Origin of the sequence: Staphylococcus sp. 17KM0847 (assembly GCF_013463155.1) — a bacterium.
GTDB lineage: Bacteria > Bacillota > Bacilli > Staphylococcales > Staphylococcaceae > Staphylococcus.
The window spans coordinates 255,685-273,771 of the sequence record NZ_CP040781.1; the positions used below are offsets into that span (position 1 = coordinate 255,685).

General features: G+C 34.0%; 14 protein-coding genes. 8 read left to right on the plus strand and 6 right to left on the minus strand.

The features are described from left to right. The first annotated feature begins 60 nt into the window (after nt 1-60). Nucleotides 61-708, plus strand: a complete 648-nt coding sequence (locus FGL66_RS01280; RefSeq protein ID WP_180809818.1) for a metal-dependent transcriptional regulator — start codon at nt 61-63, stop codon at nt 706-708. Between the two features lie 167 nt (nt 709-875). On the opposite strand, the gene FGL66_RS01285 is transcribed toward FGL66_RS01280, so the two are convergent. Then, nucleotides 876-1,619, minus strand: coding sequence for a M50 family metallopeptidase (locus tag FGL66_RS01285; protein ID WP_180809819.1), 744 nt, complete (start codon nt 1,617-1,619; stop codon nt 876-878). A 212-nt stretch (nt 1,620-1,831) separates the two neighbouring features. Between FGL66_RS01285 and tarA the strand changes: the two genes are divergently transcribed. Next, a complete protein-coding gene (gene tarA, locus FGL66_RS01290) occupies nt 1,832-2,602 on the plus strand; it encodes an N-acetylglucosaminyldiphosphoundecaprenol N-acetyl-beta-D-mannosaminyltransferase TarA (protein WP_258007291.1) in 771 nt (256 codons plus the stop codon). A gap of 101 nt (nt 2,603-2,703) precedes the next feature. Here the strand turns inward: tarA and tagH are convergent, their stop codons facing one another. Beyond that, entirely contained in the window at nt 2,704-3,498 is a 795-nt protein-coding gene (gene tagH, locus FGL66_RS01295; protein WP_180809820.1) for a teichoic acids export ABC transporter ATP-binding subunit TagH, read from the minus strand. 232 nt (nt 3,499-3,730) lie between these two features. Here tagH and FGL66_RS01300 point away from each other — a divergent pair, with 232 nt between their 5' ends. The 3 genes from FGL66_RS01300 (at nt 3,731) to tagD (ending at nt 6,223) form a co-directional block, all read left to right on the plus strand. Further along, nucleotides 3,731-4,534: an ABC transporter permease gene (locus tag FGL66_RS01300; protein ID WP_180809821.1), complete on the plus strand. Its 804-nt coding sequence runs from the start codon at nt 3,731-3,733 to the stop codon at nt 4,532-4,534. 105 nt (nt 4,535-4,639) lie between these two features. Then, on the plus strand, nt 4,640-5,734 hold the full coding sequence (gene tarB / locus FGL66_RS01305) for a teichoic acid glycerol-phosphate primase TarB (RefSeq protein WP_180809822.1): 1,095 nt from the start codon (nt 4,640-4,642) through the stop codon (nt 5,732-5,734). A 90-nt stretch (nt 5,735-5,824) separates the two neighbouring features. Then, nucleotides 5,825-6,223 carry a glycerol-3-phosphate cytidylyltransferase gene (tagD, locus tag FGL66_RS01310; RefSeq protein WP_180809823.1) on the plus strand — a complete coding sequence of 133 codons (399 nt, stop codon included), beginning with the start codon at nt 5,825-5,827 and terminating at the stop codon, nt 6,221-6,223. A gap of 381 nt (nt 6,224-6,604) precedes the next feature. Here tagD and FGL66_RS01315 read toward each other — a convergent pair whose 3' ends face one another. After that, complete coding sequence (locus tag FGL66_RS01315) at nt 6,605-8,923, minus strand: CDP-glycerol glycerophosphotransferase family protein (RefSeq protein ID WP_180809824.1); 2,319 nt, start codon at nt 8,921-8,923, stop codon at nt 6,605-6,607. Between the two features lie 372 nt (nt 8,924-9,295). After that, nucleotides 9,296-10,573, minus strand: a complete 1,278-nt coding sequence (pbp4, locus tag FGL66_RS01320; protein WP_180809825.1) for a penicillin-binding protein PBP4 — start codon at nt 10,571-10,573, stop codon at nt 9,296-9,298. Between the two features lie 214 nt (nt 10,574-10,787). Between pbp4 and FGL66_RS01325 the strand changes: the two genes are divergently transcribed. Next, nucleotides 10,788-12,521 (plus strand): ABC transporter ATP-binding protein, encoded by a 1,734-nt coding sequence (locus FGL66_RS01325; protein ID WP_180809826.1) that lies wholly within the window; start codon nt 10,788-10,790, stop codon nt 12,519-12,521. A gap of 224 nt (nt 12,522-12,745) precedes the next feature. Here FGL66_RS01325 and feoB read toward each other — a convergent pair whose 3' ends face one another. Beyond that, complete coding sequence (feoB, locus tag FGL66_RS01330; protein WP_180809827.1) at nt 12,746-14,740, minus strand: ferrous iron transport protein B; 1,995 nt, start codon at nt 14,738-14,740, stop codon at nt 12,746-12,748. Beyond that, nucleotides 14,733-14,969: a FeoA family protein gene (locus tag FGL66_RS01335; RefSeq protein WP_180809828.1), complete on the minus strand. Its 237-nt coding sequence runs from the start codon at nt 14,967-14,969 to the stop codon at nt 14,733-14,735. The genes feoB and FGL66_RS01335 overlap by 8 nt, the downstream gene beginning before the upstream one ends. Before the next feature lie 344 nt (nt 14,970-15,313). Here FGL66_RS01335 and FGL66_RS01340 point away from each other — a divergent pair, with 344 nt between their 5' ends. Together FGL66_RS01340 and FGL66_RS01345 are read left to right on the plus strand one after the other, a co-directional pair. Continuing rightward, nucleotides 15,314-16,540, plus strand: coding sequence for a NupC/NupG family nucleoside CNT transporter (locus FGL66_RS01340; protein ID WP_180809829.1), 1,227 nt, complete (start codon nt 15,314-15,316; stop codon nt 16,538-16,540). A gap of 407 nt (nt 16,541-16,947) precedes the next feature. Next, nucleotides 16,948-17,823, plus strand: a complete 876-nt coding sequence (locus FGL66_RS01345; protein WP_374757666.1) for a YitT family protein — start codon at nt 16,948-16,950, stop codon at nt 17,821-17,823. Nucleotides 17,824-18,087 lie beyond the last annotated feature (264 nt).

The window sequence follows — 18,087 nt, forward strand, 5'->3', positions numbered from 1 at the left end:
ATTATTAATGTCAATGTATTTCATGATACAATAATACTAATCCATACAAGAGGTGAAAGTATGTTAACGGAAGAAAAAGAAGATTACCTCAAAGCCATATTAAGCCACGACGGTATACATCAATATGTGTCTAATAAAACACTTTCTCAGTTCTTACATATCAAACCGCCATCTGTAAGTGAAATGGTGAGCCGTTTAGAAAAAGAAGGATATGTTGAGACCAAGCCATATAAAGGCGTAAAATTATCGGAAGTTGGTTTACGCTACACTTTAGATATTATTAAAAGACATAGATTAATTGAATTATTTCTAATAGAGGTACTGGGGTATACGTGGGAAGAAGTACATGCAGAAGCAGAAGTTTTAGAGCATCGTGTTTCGCAGTTATTTGTAGAGCGACTCGATGCATTACTGGAATATCCCCAAACTTGTCCGCATGGTGGTGTTATTCCAAGAAATCAGCATTATCAAGAAATTTATCAAACATCATTGTTAAAATATGAAGAGGGCGAAACAGTTACAATCAAAAGAGTGAGAGATAAAACAGAGCTTCTTGTGTATCTATCAAGTAAAGCGTTATCTATTGGAGATGTTGTGACAATTAGTAGAAAAGACCCTATTAATCAAATGATAGAACTAAAAAATGCTGAAGAGACCGTCATATTGAGCTATCATAATGCTGAAGTGATTTTTGGTGAAAAAATATAGAATATTATCAATACGCATACATAGCTGATGTTCATCTTCTATGTATGCGTTACTTACATTTGAGGAGTATATATTCAAAGAAAGATTAAGCTGTTCAGGATGCTATATGCGCAAATATGATGTACCAATGTATTGTAGGGCATATTGACGTTTCTAACATCTTTGTCTTAAATAAAAATTTGTTTGAATAAAAAATAGATACTGGCACAATTTAACAGAATCCATAAAGCTGAAAAAAAGAATGTGGGGATGTGTGTTAAATCACGCAACGCAGTTCCGTCCCAACTGGGTTGAGGACGTAATAGTGTAAGTTGTGTAATTGTAATAGTTGATTGGATTACTTCACCGAATAGTGTACCGAGTAACCAATGGTAAGTGAGCATATAAATTAAAGAATAATGATGTAGATTTTCAGAGTGTAAACCTAAATACATAATCATACATAATAGCAAAATGATGATCATAGGGGTGAGTTTTCGAGATGTCACAAATGTAAAATATAAAAAAATACAAACATAAATGAGTAAAAAGATAACGCCTTGACCTTTATTTTGCATAATGAGACCTGTACTAAGCATGAGGGGCGGCATAATATAGCCACCTAATGTTGTACAAATTTGACCGACGCGACTTTTACTCTGTGTGATCGCATATCCTTGTTGTCCTGTTATTTGGCGTTCTTGAGGAGTCATTACAATGACTAAATCTACAACACGTCCGCCGCTTAATCGATTAAAGAAAACGTGCCCCCATTCGTGTGTTAATACAGGAATATAGTTAGAAGCAATATTAAAGAGTGAGAGCAAAGGGTGTCTCCGATAATAGTGACTGAGTAGATATAGTCCAGTAATGAGAAACAATAATACAATGGAAATGGGGACAGGTGAGATAAACCATGTAGCTCCAGTCATAACGTGTGTATCCTTTCTGACAAATGATTATGTTGATTATACCTTTTTTAGACGATAGTTTCTATGGACTTAAGATGTATTCAGTGACATATAGAGAATGCAAGCGCTGACATATCGATATGTCTTTAAAGATACCATGACTTAAATAAATGATTTTTTTAATTGAGAATAGCGTATAAAATATATAAAGTAACTGAGAAGGGGTGATAGAAGTGATAAGAAATAACAATGAAATATCACAACGATATGAAAAAGTGAAAGTTTTAGATGTTCAATTTGACAATGTAACGATGAAAAGTATGTATCAGCATATTATGGGATACTGTACTAAAAATACAGGACGTAATCTATTTATCGTTACAGCAAATCCTGAAATTGTACAATATGCTTCAGAAACACCACAATATGCCGAAGTGATACAACAAGCAGATTATGTTGTGCCAGACGGTATAGGGATAGTGCATGCAGCACGATTGCTCAAAACGCCGTTGCAAGCTCGGGTACCAGGCATTGAGTTGATGGAACTGTGTTTTGGTATTGCGGAAAAAGAAAGAAAAAAGGTGTTTTTGCTAGGTGCTAAAGAAGAAGTGTTGAATAAGGCTATACATCGTATCCAAAGCCGTTATCCCAATATTATTATCAAGGGACATCACGGCTATATTAACCAAGATGACGTATCAATCGCTGAAGAGATTTGTGCATTTAACCCTGATTTTTTATTTGTTGGAATGGGCTACCCTAAGCAAGAGGAATGGATTCAAATGTATCGTAAATGCTTTACACATACTGTAATGATGGGTGTTGGAGGATCAATTGATGTATGGAGTGGCGAGGTGAAACGTGCCCCATTAATATGGCAAAAGCTTAATTTAGAATGGTTATATCGTAGTATTAAAGACATTAAACGCATCAAACGATTACAAAGATTACCTAAGTTTGTATGGGCAGTGTTAAAACAAAAATATACAAATGTTGGTGAATAAGTCGTTGCACAATAAAAGAGAGCTGAATCCAAAAAGACCTTTAATTTTTAGATTCAGCTATCCAATGATTGGAATATTCAAATTTAAAGTTTTGAAACGGGTTATTTAATAACGAAACGATGTTCATCCAGCTGCTGTCTAAACGCCTTTTGTTCTTTAACAGACTTCTTTTTAAAATCTTTAAGGAAAGACTCGTATTGTGGGAGCACTTCGTCGACAGAGCCGATAGCTTTAAGGCGTCCCCCCTCAATCCATGCAATTTTATTACAGAAGTTCCGAACTTGACCTAGATTATGGCTCACAAAAAAGATTGTTTTCTCTGCTTCTTTGAATTCATAAATTTTGTTTAAGCTTTTTTGAGTGAAGGTTTGATCCCCAACAGAGAGTGCCTCATCGATAACAAGGATTTCTGGGTCAACGGTTACACTAATTGAAAATCCTAGCTTTGAGCGCATCCCACTGGAATACTTTTTAACCGGTTGATAAATAAACTCTCCTAGTTCACTGAAATCAATGATTTTCGGTGTGAGTTTTTTAATCTCTTGTTTATTAAACCCCATACATAACATCTTGAACTCAATGTTTTCGATGCCAGTAAGATTGCCGTTAAGTCCTGCATTAATAGCAATAACACTAACTTCGCCTTTGCGTTTAATATGTCCTTGTGTAGGTGTAAGTGAACCGCCAATAATATTACTAAGTGTAGATTTACCTGAGCCGTTGATTCCAACAAGCCCAACGACATCACCAGCGTATGCATCAAAAGAAACATCTTTTAATGCATAAAATGTTTTGTTTTTGTTTTTAGGCCATAGTGCATCTTTAATGCGCTCTTTATTATTACGATAAATACGATATTCTTTTGTGATTTGATTAATCGAAACTGTTGGATTCATGTCTGTACAGTCCTTGCTTTCTGAATTTATATAGAAAATGGTTAGTTTTACTTTCGTTTAGCTATGTATTTAGATTATAATATATTACTAAGTAGTTGTTAAATATATAAAGCAGTTTGTTTTTCAACATAAAGAATACATGACGATATTGTATTTGTACAGTTGTTTGAGTTCTGAGCGTCAAACTTTGAGTATCATGAGCAATATCGTGCTTATGAAAGCGTGGTAAACAATGAGTTCTGTAATAACCGTGTTAAAAGAGCATATCAATAGTTTTTATTTGATTCAGAGGTTAGCGCAATTCCAGTTAAAAATTGCGAACCATAATAATTATCTTGGGTTAGCTTGGGAGATTATTAATCCAATTATTCAAATTATGGTTTATTGGTTTGTTTTTGGGTTTGGAATTCGGAGTAATAGTCCAATAGAAGATATTCCTTTCATTTATTGGTTATTAGTGGGAATCAGCATGTGGTTTTTTATCAATCAAGGTGTTCTTGAAGGCACAAAGTCGATTACGACAAAATATAACCAAGTTGCTAAAATGAACTTCCCATTATCCATTATTCCAACATATATCGTAACGAGTAAGTTATATGGTCATTTAGTTCTAGTAGTTGCTATTGTTTTGTTATGTGCATTCGCAGGAATAACACCTACAATCTATATTGTTCAATTGTTACTTTATGTTCCGTTTGCTTATCTGTTTACAATGTCAGTCACATTATTAACTTCAACATTAGGGGTATTAGTGAGAGATACACAAATGCTGATGCAAGCTTTATTAAGAGTGCTTTTCTATGCGTCACCGATTTTGTGGGTACCTGAGCCAGGGTCAATGCCAGAGAAGATTATGATGTTTAATCCAGTTTACTTTATTGCAGAGAGTTATAGAGCAGCAATATTATTCCAAGAATGGTATTTTATTATTCATTGGAAGTTAGCACTGTATAATGTATCTGTAATGCTGATATTCTTTGTTCTTGGTTCAATGTTGCATATGCGATATAGAGACCACTATGCCGATTTTATGTGATACTTTTCGGGAAGCCTTCAATACAGAAAACTGTGTTGGAGGTTCATTTATATTAAAATGACGGAAAATAAAAGTGAGTCATAACGTTAAGAAGGGATGATGTGAATGATACGTTTTTTAATTAAAAAAATTTATTTGACTATGGTGACGGTCATACAATTGTTTTTTAAGAAACAATCTATTGTAAAGAATCATATTGTGGTTTTAATGACTTTTAAAGAAGACTTGTTGCCTGTGATATACAAGTTGGCAGAACGTGGATTTAGAGTGACTGTTTTTACAGACAAGCAGCATTTTTCGCTATTAAAAAGTCACGCCAATATTTCATATGAACCCCTTCATCAATATCGTCTCTATCGACAACTTTATGCACTAACAACAGCCAAAGTGATTTTTATTGATAACTATTATTTGCTATTAGGTTCTTTTCAAAAACGAGAAGGTCAAACGATTATTCAGACATGGCATGCGGCAGGTGCATTAAAAAAGTTTGGTCTACAAGATCATGCAGTGGACTTAACACAAAAGAAGACAGTGGCACAATACCGAGCAGTTTACAAGGCAACGGATAAATATTTGGTCGGTAGTGAGAAGATGGCACAGTGTTTTCAGCAAGCTTTTGATGCACAAGATGATCAATTGATTGGCTTTGGTATACCAAGGCTGACGAGCTACTGGACATTAAATAGAGATGAGCATAGACAGAAAATTAAGATGCGATTAGGCATTGAAGGTAAGGTTGCCGTATATCTTCCGACTTATCGTGAAGAGGGTGAAGACAATCGTACTATTGATAAAGTTGCATTTGAACAAGCATTGCCAGGTTATACCTTAATTAGTAAGTATCACCCTACCGTTAATCATGTTGAAAGAGGGATGGGGCTGAGTACACGTGATTTGTTAATTATTGCTGATGTTGTTATTACAGATTATAGTTCGTTAGCGATTGAAGCAAGTTTGCTCGAGACACCTGCCTTGTTCTATGTATATGATGAACAAAATTATGAACGTGTACGTGGCTTAAATCATTATTACTACCATGATATTCCAGCAGATTACAAGGTGTACAATGAAAGAGAGCTGCACCAACGTATTGCTCAGAAAAAGCTGGTGCCATTGTTCAAAGATTGGCATACTTTTAATACAAAAGAGAGTTTAAATCAAATTGTCAATTATGTTGAAAAGCTCGTACGCGTCTAAAAGCTGATAACGAAGGTTGTAGCATAAGAGAGGCATATGCTATACTTTTGGTGAGTGATGTAGAAAAGGCATAATGAAGGAGACATAAATATGAAACGAGTTATTACTTATGGAACGTACGATCTTTTACACTACGGTCATATCGAATTATTACGCCGAGCACGAGAGATGGGCGACTATTTAGTTGTTGCATTGTCAAGTGATGAGTTCAATCACATTAAAAATAAAAAGTCTTATTATGATTATGAAAAGCGTAAAATGATGTTAGAATCTATTCGCTACGTAGATCTTGTTATTCCTGAACATGATTGGAACCAAAAAGAACGAGATGTAGAAAAGTATGAGATTGATACATTCGTTATGGGGCATGATTGGGAAGGCGAGTTTGATTTCTTAAAAGATAAATGTGAAGTTGTTTATTTAAAAAGAACAGAAGGTATTTCTACAACACAAATTAAAAAAGAACTCTATGGCAATGACGCTAAATAAGAAAAGAGCCCTAATACAATTATAGTTTGTGGTCAAAATAATGAATTGGTTGGATAGAATTATTTAGTTCTTCACTTTTTGTGGTGGGATGGCATATGCTGTCTCACCTTTTTTGGTATACAAAATCACATATGTCTCTATAATTTAAGTGTCTAAACTCAAATTAAAGTATTTATGTCTGCAGGAAAATGAGCGATTAAGAAAAAAGTAGTACTGAAAAAGCGCACAACCCATCAAGATTGTACGCTTAGAGTTTCTTCGCATATAAAATTATAATAAAAATAAAACGAGGACTTTTAATGATTTATCTACGACGAGAGATAGACAGGTGAAAATGTCCGTATCTTAAGTTGCTTTGAGTCACAAATGTAATGATATTGGTTATTCCATTTGAAAAATAGTATCTAAAATCATCTCTGATGAACGAGAAGTATCTTTGTTAAGAAGTGTACGAATAAGTGGTTCATAATTTATATATTTAACCGTATTTAACTGTTTTGCAAGTTGAGCTTCATCATCTGATGCTACTGGAAAACTCCCTATTTCTTCTAAATCAAAGTAAAATCCAATTTCTTGCTGATACTTTGTTGTGTCTTCCTGTAATAAAAAGATAGGCTTATTTAGATGAGCATAATCAAAGATAGTAGAAGAATAATCTGTAATCATTGCTTCACTTAATATATATAGCTCTTGAATATCTACAAGTTCATTATAAAAACAATGAATTCTTGGATCTAACTTACTATATTTTATACGTAATCGCGATTCATTTGGATGAAGTTTAACAATTATCTCATAATTTTCTGGTAAGTGGTCTAACAATTTAATTAAATTGAGATTTGTAAGGCTAGTCCTTTTTCCTTTTCTCCAAGTAGGACAATAAAGGATGTATTTAGCTTGTGGATTATATTTGAATAAATATTTACTTTGAATTCTACGCCTTTCTTCTTGAGTATTATTATTAATTAAATATTCATTTTTAGGGGCTCCAGATTCAAGTATTTTGAGTTTATGATTTTCTTCAAGTTGAAATGCAGATTTAAGTAGCATTGTCTGAATATTTGAAGATGTTAAAAGATAATCCCATTTCATCATACGTGGTAAAAATTGAGATAATTGTTGATTTCTCTCTTTTTCATCGTTAAGGTCACTTACCATTTTTTTGAGTGGAAAACCATGCCATGTTTGAATAAATATTTGCTGCTTTCCTTTGAAAACTTTATCCCATGAATTCCCATTTATTACGACATATTTACATGATCTGAATACTTTTTTATATGCCTCTGAACCAAATCGAACAGGAGTAAAACCATAGTTACGAATTTCTATATCAACTAAAGAATTAGAAGAGCTGACGAATACTTTCATATCTTTAAAGCGTTCTTTTATTTTTAAAGCGAGATACTTGGGATCCCCACTAAAATTATTTCCATGAAAAGATTCAACAAAGACTCTATTGTTTTTTACTACAATATCATCAAGTGATTTTAACTCGATTTTGTGCTTTTTATAATTATAGAATTGATGGAATTTTGTTAATATCGTATTGTTATTAAGTATTTTTTTAAAGAACTTTTTGTTTTTTAATTTATTATATAATTTTTTACGTTGATTCAATTTGTGAAGCTCGGTTACGTGTTCTTTTTTGAGCTTATACTTATTTCCTTTTGATTTTTTTATGTCTTTTAAAGAAGTAGATAATTTATCTAAATAAGTAGAAGCGTAGTTATTATTAACAAAGTCTAATTTTAAGTTTTTAATATCTAACTCTCGTTCTTCTCTAGTATATTTTGAGTCTAAAGTACTAAGAACTTTTTGAGTGTCTTCTTCAAAATCTTTGCTTAAAAATTTTATGCCATTATACTGTTGGTAAATTTCTTCTAAGACATTATCATCGCCTCGATAGACAAGAGCCTGATTCCCTTTAGCTAAAGATTCTAAAATTGAATAACCAAGTGTTTCATATGGTGATGTGGAAATATATATATAATTGATAGGTTCTTTTGTATTTATATGGACGTTATCTGAAAGGTTATAGTATTTCACTAGGTTTTTATATAGCGTTTCGGATGGACCATAACCTTTAATATAAAGCTGTATATCATTTCTGTTTGTGTTATTCTTGATATAATTTATTAATTTAATAGCATATGAAATATCTTTGATTCCATCTTCGAATCTAGCTTTAATTAGGAGATTTCTTTTTGTATTAGAAGGTTTATGATGAATATGAATATGCTGTGCGTTTACATAATGGTTAAAAACAGAATCGAAATGATACTTTGTTTTAAACTCGTTTTTAATTGACTCTGTACTAACTCTAATACTATCAATACTATCTAAAGATAAATCTATGTCGTCATTGATATACTCTAGGGGACCATGAATTTCACCAACTACACGGATATTTCTGTTCATCTTCTTAACAACTTGAGAATATATAAATAGATCTTCTCTTGTGATAATTAAAATATCACCATTTGATAGCTTAGAAAAATTCTCGCTGGAATAAATATTGAAAACTTTTGAATATAGCCCCTCATGGATAGTTAATTTTATAATGTCTTTAGAATCGAAATCTCTTTTATTAAAGTAATTTACTTCATGACCATCATCAAGGAAGGATTTAATTAAATTAATATTACTTCTTGATGTACCGCCTTTAGCAAAAATGTTGAACCCTAAAATATTTATTTTCATTTTTACTCTAGCTCCCTGTTGATATTAATATATTTACAAATAACAAATATAATGTATTTAAAAAATGCAAAACGATTATTATAATATCATATATATCTACAAATTCATGATACTATAATTACTTTTTTGAAATCTACCTATTTTTCATTTTTATTATAAAAAATAAAATAATTAATGATATTTTAAAGAATATTACTAATATTGTATGTTATTATATTGAACGCCGTAGCGATGATTTTTAATATAAATGGTATATTAGAAATTTTTCAATGAGTTGTGTTGCTGTGTTAGTTAGATAGTAATAAATTTAAACAATACAAAAACCAAGTCGATTCAACAGTTATACCTGAATAGAATCGACTTGGTTTTTGTTTAATGTTTACGAAAACGTAATAAGATATAGTAAATAATAATACTAAAGAAAGCAACTAAGAAAAATAAACCGATTGTTGTAAGTATTGGATGGTCGTCCCAACTTGATTTAACAATGGATTTAGAGCCATGAAGGAAAGGACGCTCTACATTAACTGTTGGAGGGCCATAGGCTTTTGAAATAAAGGTGCGGTCATATTCAATATGGAGCTTTCCATTTTCGACAACATATTGATATGATGACTTTTTATTTTTAGGAATAACATCGTAAAGGTCCTTTTTAACATAATACTGTGTGCCATTAATTGTTTGGTAGCCTTTAGACATGACTTTGCGATAAGTATAATGATCAAATACATAATTGATAACACTAGCATTCATCATATCACGTTGTTTTTCGCCCCCTAAGCTGACATAATCTCCAGCACCCATAATCACACTATAAATTCGAAAGTCACCTCGTTTAGTGGTAACGGTACTATTGTAATCAGCTTTATCACTTGAACCTGTTTTTAATCCGTCTGTACCTTCCTGGCTCATATCAGCACCTTCTAACAAATGATTATAGGTGTAATATGTAACGCCATGTTGAGTAGGAGCAACTTGTTTAGTGAACTTCAAAATCTCTGGCGTATCAGCAATGACGTGTTGCGATAAAATAGCGTAATCGCGTGCAGAGCTAACAGAAGAGGACGTTTCTTTATAACGAGAAGGTGCATACTCTAGTAATAGTTCATTTTCTGCACCAGTAGGGTTTACAAAGTGTGTATCATTCATCCCCAGATCTTTAGCCGTAGCATTCATTTTGTCCACAAAATCAGAGGTATTCTCTGAAACTTTATTTGCTAAAATCAGTGAAGCTGCATTGCTTGAAGCAGAGACAGTAATTTGTAATAACTCTGCAATAGTATAAGTTTCACCAGGATAAAGTTTAGTATTACTTAGATCCGGTAAAGTAGACATACGGTAATGATCAGATGTAATCTTTACTGTATCTTTTAAGGACAGCTTATCCTCTTTCACAGCTTTTAATGTTAAATACATTGTCATTAATTTTGTCATGGAAGCAGGATTCCATGTTGTTTCACCTTGGAATTCATACAATATTTGACCGGTATGACTGATATTAATAAGGCCTTCAGGTTGATAGCGATCATCCACTGAATAGCCATATTGTTGTGCTAAGTCAACAGGTGTCTGGGTGTACGCTCTGGCATATGGTGTTATAATAGACATAGCGAAAAATACAGTAATTATTGTACATATTAACTTTTTCATACCTTACTCCCTTACTTTACATCATTATCAAATGAAAAATAACGTTATAATTTTATCACAATATGTTTAGAAGATAAATCATTCGAAATATTTGGTGAGTATTTTGGACTTTCATTGAGAGGAATAAAAGTACAGGAGAGTTAGACTGACCGCATAGTGATGTTAGAGTGCGGTGCGTCTTTTTTATACAAAATATATGATGAGGATGGATTTTATGAATTCAGGTAACCCCTTGTTTTATTTACTCAAGAAAATATCTTGGCCGGTGGGTTTAATTGTTATCGCTATTATTATTTCATCATTAGGAAGTTTAAGTGGTTTGCTTGTACCATTGTTCACTGGCAAGATGGTTGACAAATTTACGTTATCTTCCATTAACCCTTGGTTTATCGGGGCACTTATTGTAGTTTTTTTACTGAATGCTATTTTGAGTGGGATCGGTTATTATTTACTGAATAAAATTGGAGAGAAGATGATTTATGCTATTCGTTCGGTATTATGGCGACACATTATTCATTTGAAAATGCCGTTTTTTGACAAGAATGAAAGTGGTCAATTGATGAGTCGTTTAACAGATGATACCAAGGTTATTAATGATTTTATCTCTCAAAAGCTCCCCAATTTGTTTCCATCTCTTATTACACTAACAGGTTCATTGATTATGCTGTTTATTTTAGATTGGCAAATGACACTCATGACGTTTATTACGATTCCTTTATTTGTAGCGGTAATGATTCCGTTGGGAAAGATTATGCAAAAAATCTCTAAAAATACACAGACAGAGATTGCAAACTTTAGTGGCTTATTAGGACGTGTGTTAACAGAAATGCGTTTAGTTAAAGTTGCAAATACTGAAAAGTTAGAGCTTGAAAATGCACATAAAAACTTGACTGAAATTTATCGTCTAGGACTAAAACAAGCTAAAATTGCTGCGATTATACAACCTATTACCGGTATTATTATGTTGGCGACAATTGGTATTATTTTAGGATTCGGTGGACTGCGAATTGCATCTGGAGCGATTTCAGCTGGAACTTTAGTAGCGATGATCTTTTATGTATTAAATCTATCTATGCCACTGATTAACTTATCAACATTGATTACTGATTATAAAAAAGCAGTAGGAGCAAGCAGTCGTATTGATGAAATATTACATGAGCCATTGGAGATCATTGAAGTCCCACGTCAATCTGCTTATATTACAACAGGTGATTTAACATTTAAGCATGTTGATTTTGCTTATGAGGCACAACCAGTTTTGCAAGATGTGTCATTCAATATAAAACCAGGAGAAGTTACAGCTTTTGTTGGTCCATCGGGATCTGGAAAAAGTACAATATTTAGTTTGATTGAGCGAATGTATGATGTAGCAGCTGGAACGATTACTTATAATGGTCAGTCGATTTATGAACTATCACTGACTGACTGGAGACGTAAAATAGGCTATGTGATGCAAAGTAACGCAATGATGAATGGAACAATTCGCGATAATATTTTGTATGGTATTCATCGTGACGTGTCAGATGAAGAATTGACACATTATGCACGTTTAGCACACTGCCATGACTTTATTATGTCATTTGAACAAGGATACGACACAGTAGTAGGAGAGCGTGGGTTGAAGCTGTCAGGCGGGCAACGTCAGCGTATAGATATTGCACGTAGCTTCGTGAAAAATCCAGATATTTTGCTACTCGATGAAGCAACAGCTAACTTGGATAGTGAAAGTGAGCGTAAAATACAAGAGGCATTAGATACGTTAATGATCAATCGAACAACAATTGTAATTGCACATCGGTTGTCGACTATAAAAAAAGCAGGACAAATTATCTTTTTAGATCAGGGGCAAGTAACAGGTTGTGGAAAGCACGAGACACTCATGCACACACATGCTAAATATCAGAAGTTTGTTGAAACACAGAGCCTAACGCAACAACAATCTTTATAATCAAAAAATAGCCTCACTATTGTTCATAAGTTTGACAATAGTGAGGCTATTTTTATTGAAGATGTTTAGGAAGTTGTTCTGAATTACATTTTTTGCTGATTTCGCATGCACTGCACTTTCCTTGCTTTGAACGCTTGATATAACGTGTCAGAACAAAGAGGGAGTAACTTGCGATACATATGATAAGTAACAAATTGATGAGTAGAGTCATGCTTATAACCTCCTTAAACAAAAAGTGAACCAATTTGGTATACAGCTAGGGACAAGATGTATGCAGTCACCAATGGATAGGCTACTGCAAATGCAGTCCATTTCCACGAAGTCGTTTCTTTGCGTATTGCAGCAACAGTCGCTAAACATGGAATATATAATAGAATAAAGACCATAAATGAGTAAGCAGATAATGCTGTAAAATGAGTAGATACCATTGAAACAAGAGCATCATCATTTACTGCATAGATGATAGCCATCGCACTGACTACAACTTCTTTAGCGAGAAAGCCAGGAATCAATGTTGCAGTAGCTTGCCAAGAGCTGAATCCGAGTGGAATAAATAAAGGTGCGAGTGCTGCGCCGATTAAATGTAAGAAGCTTTCATCTATTGGAACATCAAATCCACCCGGCCCGGCATAATTGAGTAGCCAAATAATAACAGAGCCTGCAAAAATAAAGGTGCCTGCTTTTTTGACAAACCCTTTCCCTTTTTCCCACGTACTGCGCCATAATGTTTTAAGAGATGGTAAGCGATAAGGTGGGAGTTCTACTACAAAAATAGAAGTGTCTTTTTTGAGAACCGTTTTGGATAAAATCCAGCTTACGATAAGTGCAACGACAATACCTAGCACATATAAACTTAATACGATCAATGCCTGATGTTGCGCAAAAAAGATACCAACAAAAAGGGCGTACACAGGTAGACGTGCTGAACAAGACATAAAAGGTGCAATTAAAATAGTTGTTAAGCGTTCTTTTTCTTCTTCTATACTACGAGCTGCCATAATTCCGGGTACGTTACAGCCGAATCCGATAATCATCGGGATGAAGGATTTGCCATTTAATCCAAAGCTCTCCATAATTCTATCCATAATAACGGCAATACGTGCCATATATCCAGAGTCCTCTAAAAGTGAAATGAAGAAAAATAGCACTAAAATTTGCGGGACAAACACGAGTACACCACCGACACCAGCAATAATCCCATCTGTCACAAGGTCTTGAATTGTAGGATAGATTCCGACTGAAGTCATAAGCTGCTTAACGAAGTCAGTTAAAGCACCCCCGAAAAAAGCATCTAATTTATCTGATAATGGTGTACCTATCCATGTGAAAGTGGTTTGAAAAATAAACCACATAATCCCTAGAAAAATAGGAATACCTAAAATTTTATGTGTTAATAGCTTATCAATGCGTTCTGTAAGATAATGTGTTTTTTGATTAGGGTAAGTAACGGTCTGTTGTAATAATTGATGTATGTATGCTTGACGGCATTGTTGAATATGGTGGGCAATATCTAAACTTGCCGATGCGTTTGATGCATGAATAACCATGTCGAGTTGTTTACAAAGCATGTCACCCAAGTAAGTTTTTACGGTAGGGTTATTGAGCAAATATTGAATTGCTAAAAAACGATAATGTTTTGTTTCTAATGATAAGTGCTTTGGTAATTGTTGAATGATTGCCTCAATAGTCGTTTCTACTGTTGGTCCGTAATCAATTTTAAGAGGTCTTCTTGTTGAAGTGTGGTGATCGCTTAAAGCTTTTAAGACTTCACTACTTCCTTTTCCTGTTCGAGCGATGACGGGTATAATAGGGATGTGTAGTTTTTTCATGAGTGATTCATGATCGATACGAATTCCCCGTTTACTTGCCACATCAACCATATTGAGACCGATTAACAAAGGCGCACCAAACTCCATAAGTTGTACGGTTAAGTTAAAGTTACGTTCAATCTGTGCTGCATCGATAATATTGACCATACCGTCAAAACTACCATTGAGTAAATAATCTGTAACAACGGTTTCATCCCTTGAAATAGGAACAAGGTCGTAAATACCAGGAAGATCTACGAGTTGACCTGATTTTTGTTTGAGCTGTCCGATTTTCTTTTCAACGGTCACACCGCTCCAATTGCCTACATATTCATATGAACCAGTGAGTGCATTGAATAAAGAAGTTTTGCCAACATTGGGGTTTCCAAGAATACAATATGTACTATTCATAGCTGTACTCCAAGCATATGTCGCAGGCATCACAGTTTCTAATACAAATGTGTTGTCCGTTAATATTAAGTGTACAAGGTCCTTTAAACAATCCCTTTTGATGAACTGAGATTGTTGTTCCTTCATGACATCCGAGTGCGCGTAGGCGACGTTGTAAATGAAGGTTCGTTGTGCTTAGAGACTTAATTCGGTATTGTGTACCGACTTCTGCATTTGCTGCATGAATCATACTTCCACCCACTTCTTAACATTAATGATAATCATTTTCAATTATAGAATACGATGATTTCTACTTAGGTGCAATAGTTATTTGAGTGTAAATGTGTAAAATTATCGAAAAAATAAGTGGAGAACAACATATTTTCTATAAAAATGTTGTTTGGCTGTATTTTAGCAGTATGTATCTAAGAATAACGCGTCTTCAATGACTGAATGTATAATGTTATTTTGGATTATAAAATATATTTTATACGTTATAAGTTTTTAATGAATTAAGATTTCTGTCCGCTATCCTACATGGTATAATGACGTTGATTAATATCAAATTATTTGGAAAGGTTAGAGGTAGGGTCTATGTTTTTATTAATTAATATCATAGGATTATTGGTGTTTTTAGGTGTCGCTGTTCTTTTCTCTCGTGATCGCAAAAATATCCAGTGGGGTTCTATTGGCGTTTTAGTTGTATTGAATTTAATTTTAGCTTGGTTTTTTGTGTATTTTCCAGCTGGTACATGGGTTGTTGAAAAAGCAGCAGCAGGTATAGCTTGGGTCATCGATGCAGCATTTAAAGGTATCGGTTTTGCATTTGAAAGTTTTACTACGAATGAATCCATGGATATGGCAGTAGCTGCATTATTCCCGATTTTATTAGTTGTACCACTATTTGATATTTTGATGTATTTAGGTATTTTGCCAAAGTTTATTCGTGCTATTGGATGGGTGTTGGCTAAAATTACACGTCAACCTAAATTTGAAGCATTTTTTGGTATTGAGATGATGTTTTTAGGGAATACAGAGGCACTTGCTGTGTCAAGCGAACAATTAAAACGCATGAATGATGCACGTGTGTTAACTATTGCGATGATGTCTATGAGTTCGGTATCAGGCGCCATTGTAGGTGCATATGTCACAATGATTCCAGGAGAATTAGTATTAACAGCAATTCCGCTGAACATCGTAAATGCAATGATTGTGTCATCTATTTTAAATCCTGTGAAGATAGATGCAGATGATGACGTCATTTATGAGCTGCGTTCAAATGAGGCGCGTCAGCCGTTTTTCTCATTTTTGGGTGATTCGGTATTAAATGCAGGGAAATTAGTTTTAATCATTATTGCTTTCGTTATCAGCTTTGTTGCGTTAGCTGAATTAGCAGACCGTCTTATTCACCTTATTACAGGTGGCTTAGCATCGATTATACACCTTAAAGGTAGTTTTGGATTGGATCAAATCTTAGGTGTATTTATGTGGCCATTTGCTTTACTACTAGGTTTGCCACTAGAAGAGGTATGGCCTGTTGCGCAACAGATGGCGAAAAAGATTGTGACAAATGAGTTTGTAGTAATGGGTGAAATTGCAGGAGAGGTGAATGACTATAATCCACATCGTCGTGCAGTGATTTCAACATTTTTAATTTCTTTTGCAAACTTCTCAACAATTGGGATGATTATTGGGACATTAAAAGGAATTGTTCAAGAAAAGACATCAGATTTTATTTCTAAATATGTTCCGATGATGCTGTTAGCAGGTATTTTAGTGTCATTACTTACAGCAGGTTTTGTTGGTTTATTTGCTTGGTAAGTCATTGATAAAAATCTCATGCATGAGATAAACCATAATAGGAGTAGGGGTCGAAGCTTTATGAATGATTAAAGATTCGACCCCTACTCCTATTTATTTTTATAAAAGAAAAGAGTAAGATATAAAGTTTTAGACATCAATGGCTAAACTTCTATCTTACTCTTTTCACGGGAAATGAATAATTGAGGTAGGTACTCGAGCAAATACCTACCAATGAGCAAAACCCTTCTCACTATAAACAACACAAAGGAGATGGCCTATTGTTGAATAAACAATCAATAAGGTAATTTTTATTATACAGAGTAAAAGATAGAAAGTAAACTAAAAAATCAGAAAATTTTAAAATAAGATATATCGTGCAAGATGAGTGCTTGAGAGGTTACGCGATGTGACAATTTTGTGATAGTATGGCTTATGATAGTATTATTTCTATTAAAGGGTGTGATTGGGTGAAACGGACAACAAGAGATTTGATATTAGTCCTTATTGGTTCATTTATCTTTGCGGCGGGTGTTAATGCCTTTATTATTGCAGGAGACTTAGGTGAAGGTGGCGTGACAGGATTAGCAATCATTCTTTATTATGCATTTCATATTTCACCAGCCATTACTAACTTTGTCGTTAATGCTGTGTTGATTGCAGTCGGATACAAGTTTCTAAGTAAGCGTAGCATGTATCTGACAATAGTAGCCACAGTGTTGATTTCTATATTTTTAGGTTTAACAGAAACTTGGCAAGTACAGACAGATAATGTCATGATTAATGCTGTTTTTGGTGGATTATCTGTTGGTTTAGGTATTGGTGTCATTGTTCTGGCGGGAGGGACAACGGCTGGTACAACTATTCTTGCACGTATTGCAAATAAGTACTTGGACGTTAGCACGCCATATGCGCTACTGTTTTTTGATTTAATTGTCGTGTTGATTTCGTTAACAGTGATTCCTTTGGATCGTGCGCTTGTTACGGTAATCAGTCTATATATTGGTACAAAAGTTATGGATTTTGTGATTGAAGGGCTGAATCCTAAAAAGGCTGTTACTATTATTTCAAAATCACCAGATCGTATTGCAAAAATGATCGATGAAGATATTGGACGAGGCATAACGATCTTAAATGGTCGCGGTTATTTTTCTAAGAGAGAAACCGATATTTTATATGCAGTGATTAGTAAGACACAGTTATCACGTACAAAACGTATGATTCGTAAAATTGATGCAGATGCGTTTGTTGTTGTTCATGATGTTCGAGACGTTTATGGTAATGGCTTTTGGGTTGAAGATTAATCACGCAAAAGTTAGAGTGATAACATTGATAGTGACCGCTTACAAATACTGTATTGCTGGGTCTGAAGTTACAATAAAAACGATTCTAAATCTGTAAGTAAATACAGGTAGCTGCCTAAAATGAAATCGTGTGTATACTCTTTTGGCTTCTAACCTTATTTGAATGGAGTGGGACTACGAAAGCTTTTTACAACAATGCGCTTTCTGTCTCGCTCCTTTTTGTGTCTAAGGAAAATAGTCATGTATGGTGTTAGTAATATCATG

Coding starts and splice junctions, on each gene's coding strand:
- FGL66_RS01345 (WP_374757666.1), top strand. CDS start 16,948: ATGGCTTATGATAGTATTATTTCTATTAAAGGGTGTGATTGGGTGAAA.
- feoB (WP_180809827.1), bottom strand. CDS start 14,740: ATGAATAGTACATATTGTATTCTTGGAAACCCCAATGTTGGCAAAACT.
- FGL66_RS01300 (WP_180809821.1), top strand. CDS start 3,731: ATGAGTTCTGTAATAACCGTGTTAAAAGAGCATATCAATAGTTTTTAT.
- tagD (WP_180809823.1), top strand. CDS start 5,825: ATGAAACGAGTTATTACTTATGGAACGTACGATCTTTTACACTACGGT.
- tarB (WP_180809822.1), top strand. CDS start 4,640: ATGATACGTTTTTTAATTAAAAAAATTTATTTGACTATGGTGACGGTC.
- FGL66_RS01325 (WP_180809826.1), top strand. CDS start 10,788: ATGAATTCAGGTAACCCCTTGTTTTATTTACTCAAGAAAATATCTTGG.
- FGL66_RS01315 (WP_180809824.1), bottom strand. CDS start 8,923: ATGAAAATAAATATTTTAGGGTTCAACATTTTTGCTAAAGGCGGTACA.
- FGL66_RS01340 (WP_180809829.1), top strand. CDS start 15,314: ATGTTTTTATTAATTAATATCATAGGATTATTGGTGTTTTTAGGTGTC.
- FGL66_RS01285 (WP_180809819.1), bottom strand. CDS start 1,619: ATGACTGGAGCTACATGGTTTATCTCACCTGTCCCCATTTCCATTGTA.
- FGL66_RS01280 (WP_180809818.1), top strand. CDS start 61: ATGTTAACGGAAGAAAAAGAAGATTACCTCAAAGCCATATTAAGCCAC.
- pbp4 (WP_180809825.1), bottom strand. CDS start 10,573: ATGAAAAAGTTAATATGTACAATAATTACTGTATTTTTCGCTATGTCT.
- FGL66_RS01335 (WP_180809828.1), bottom strand. CDS start 14,969: ATGATTCATGCAGCAAATGCAGAAGTCGGTACACAATACCGAATTAAG.
- tagH (WP_180809820.1), bottom strand. CDS start 3,498: ATGAATCCAACAGTTTCGATTAATCAAATCACAAAAGAATATCGTATT.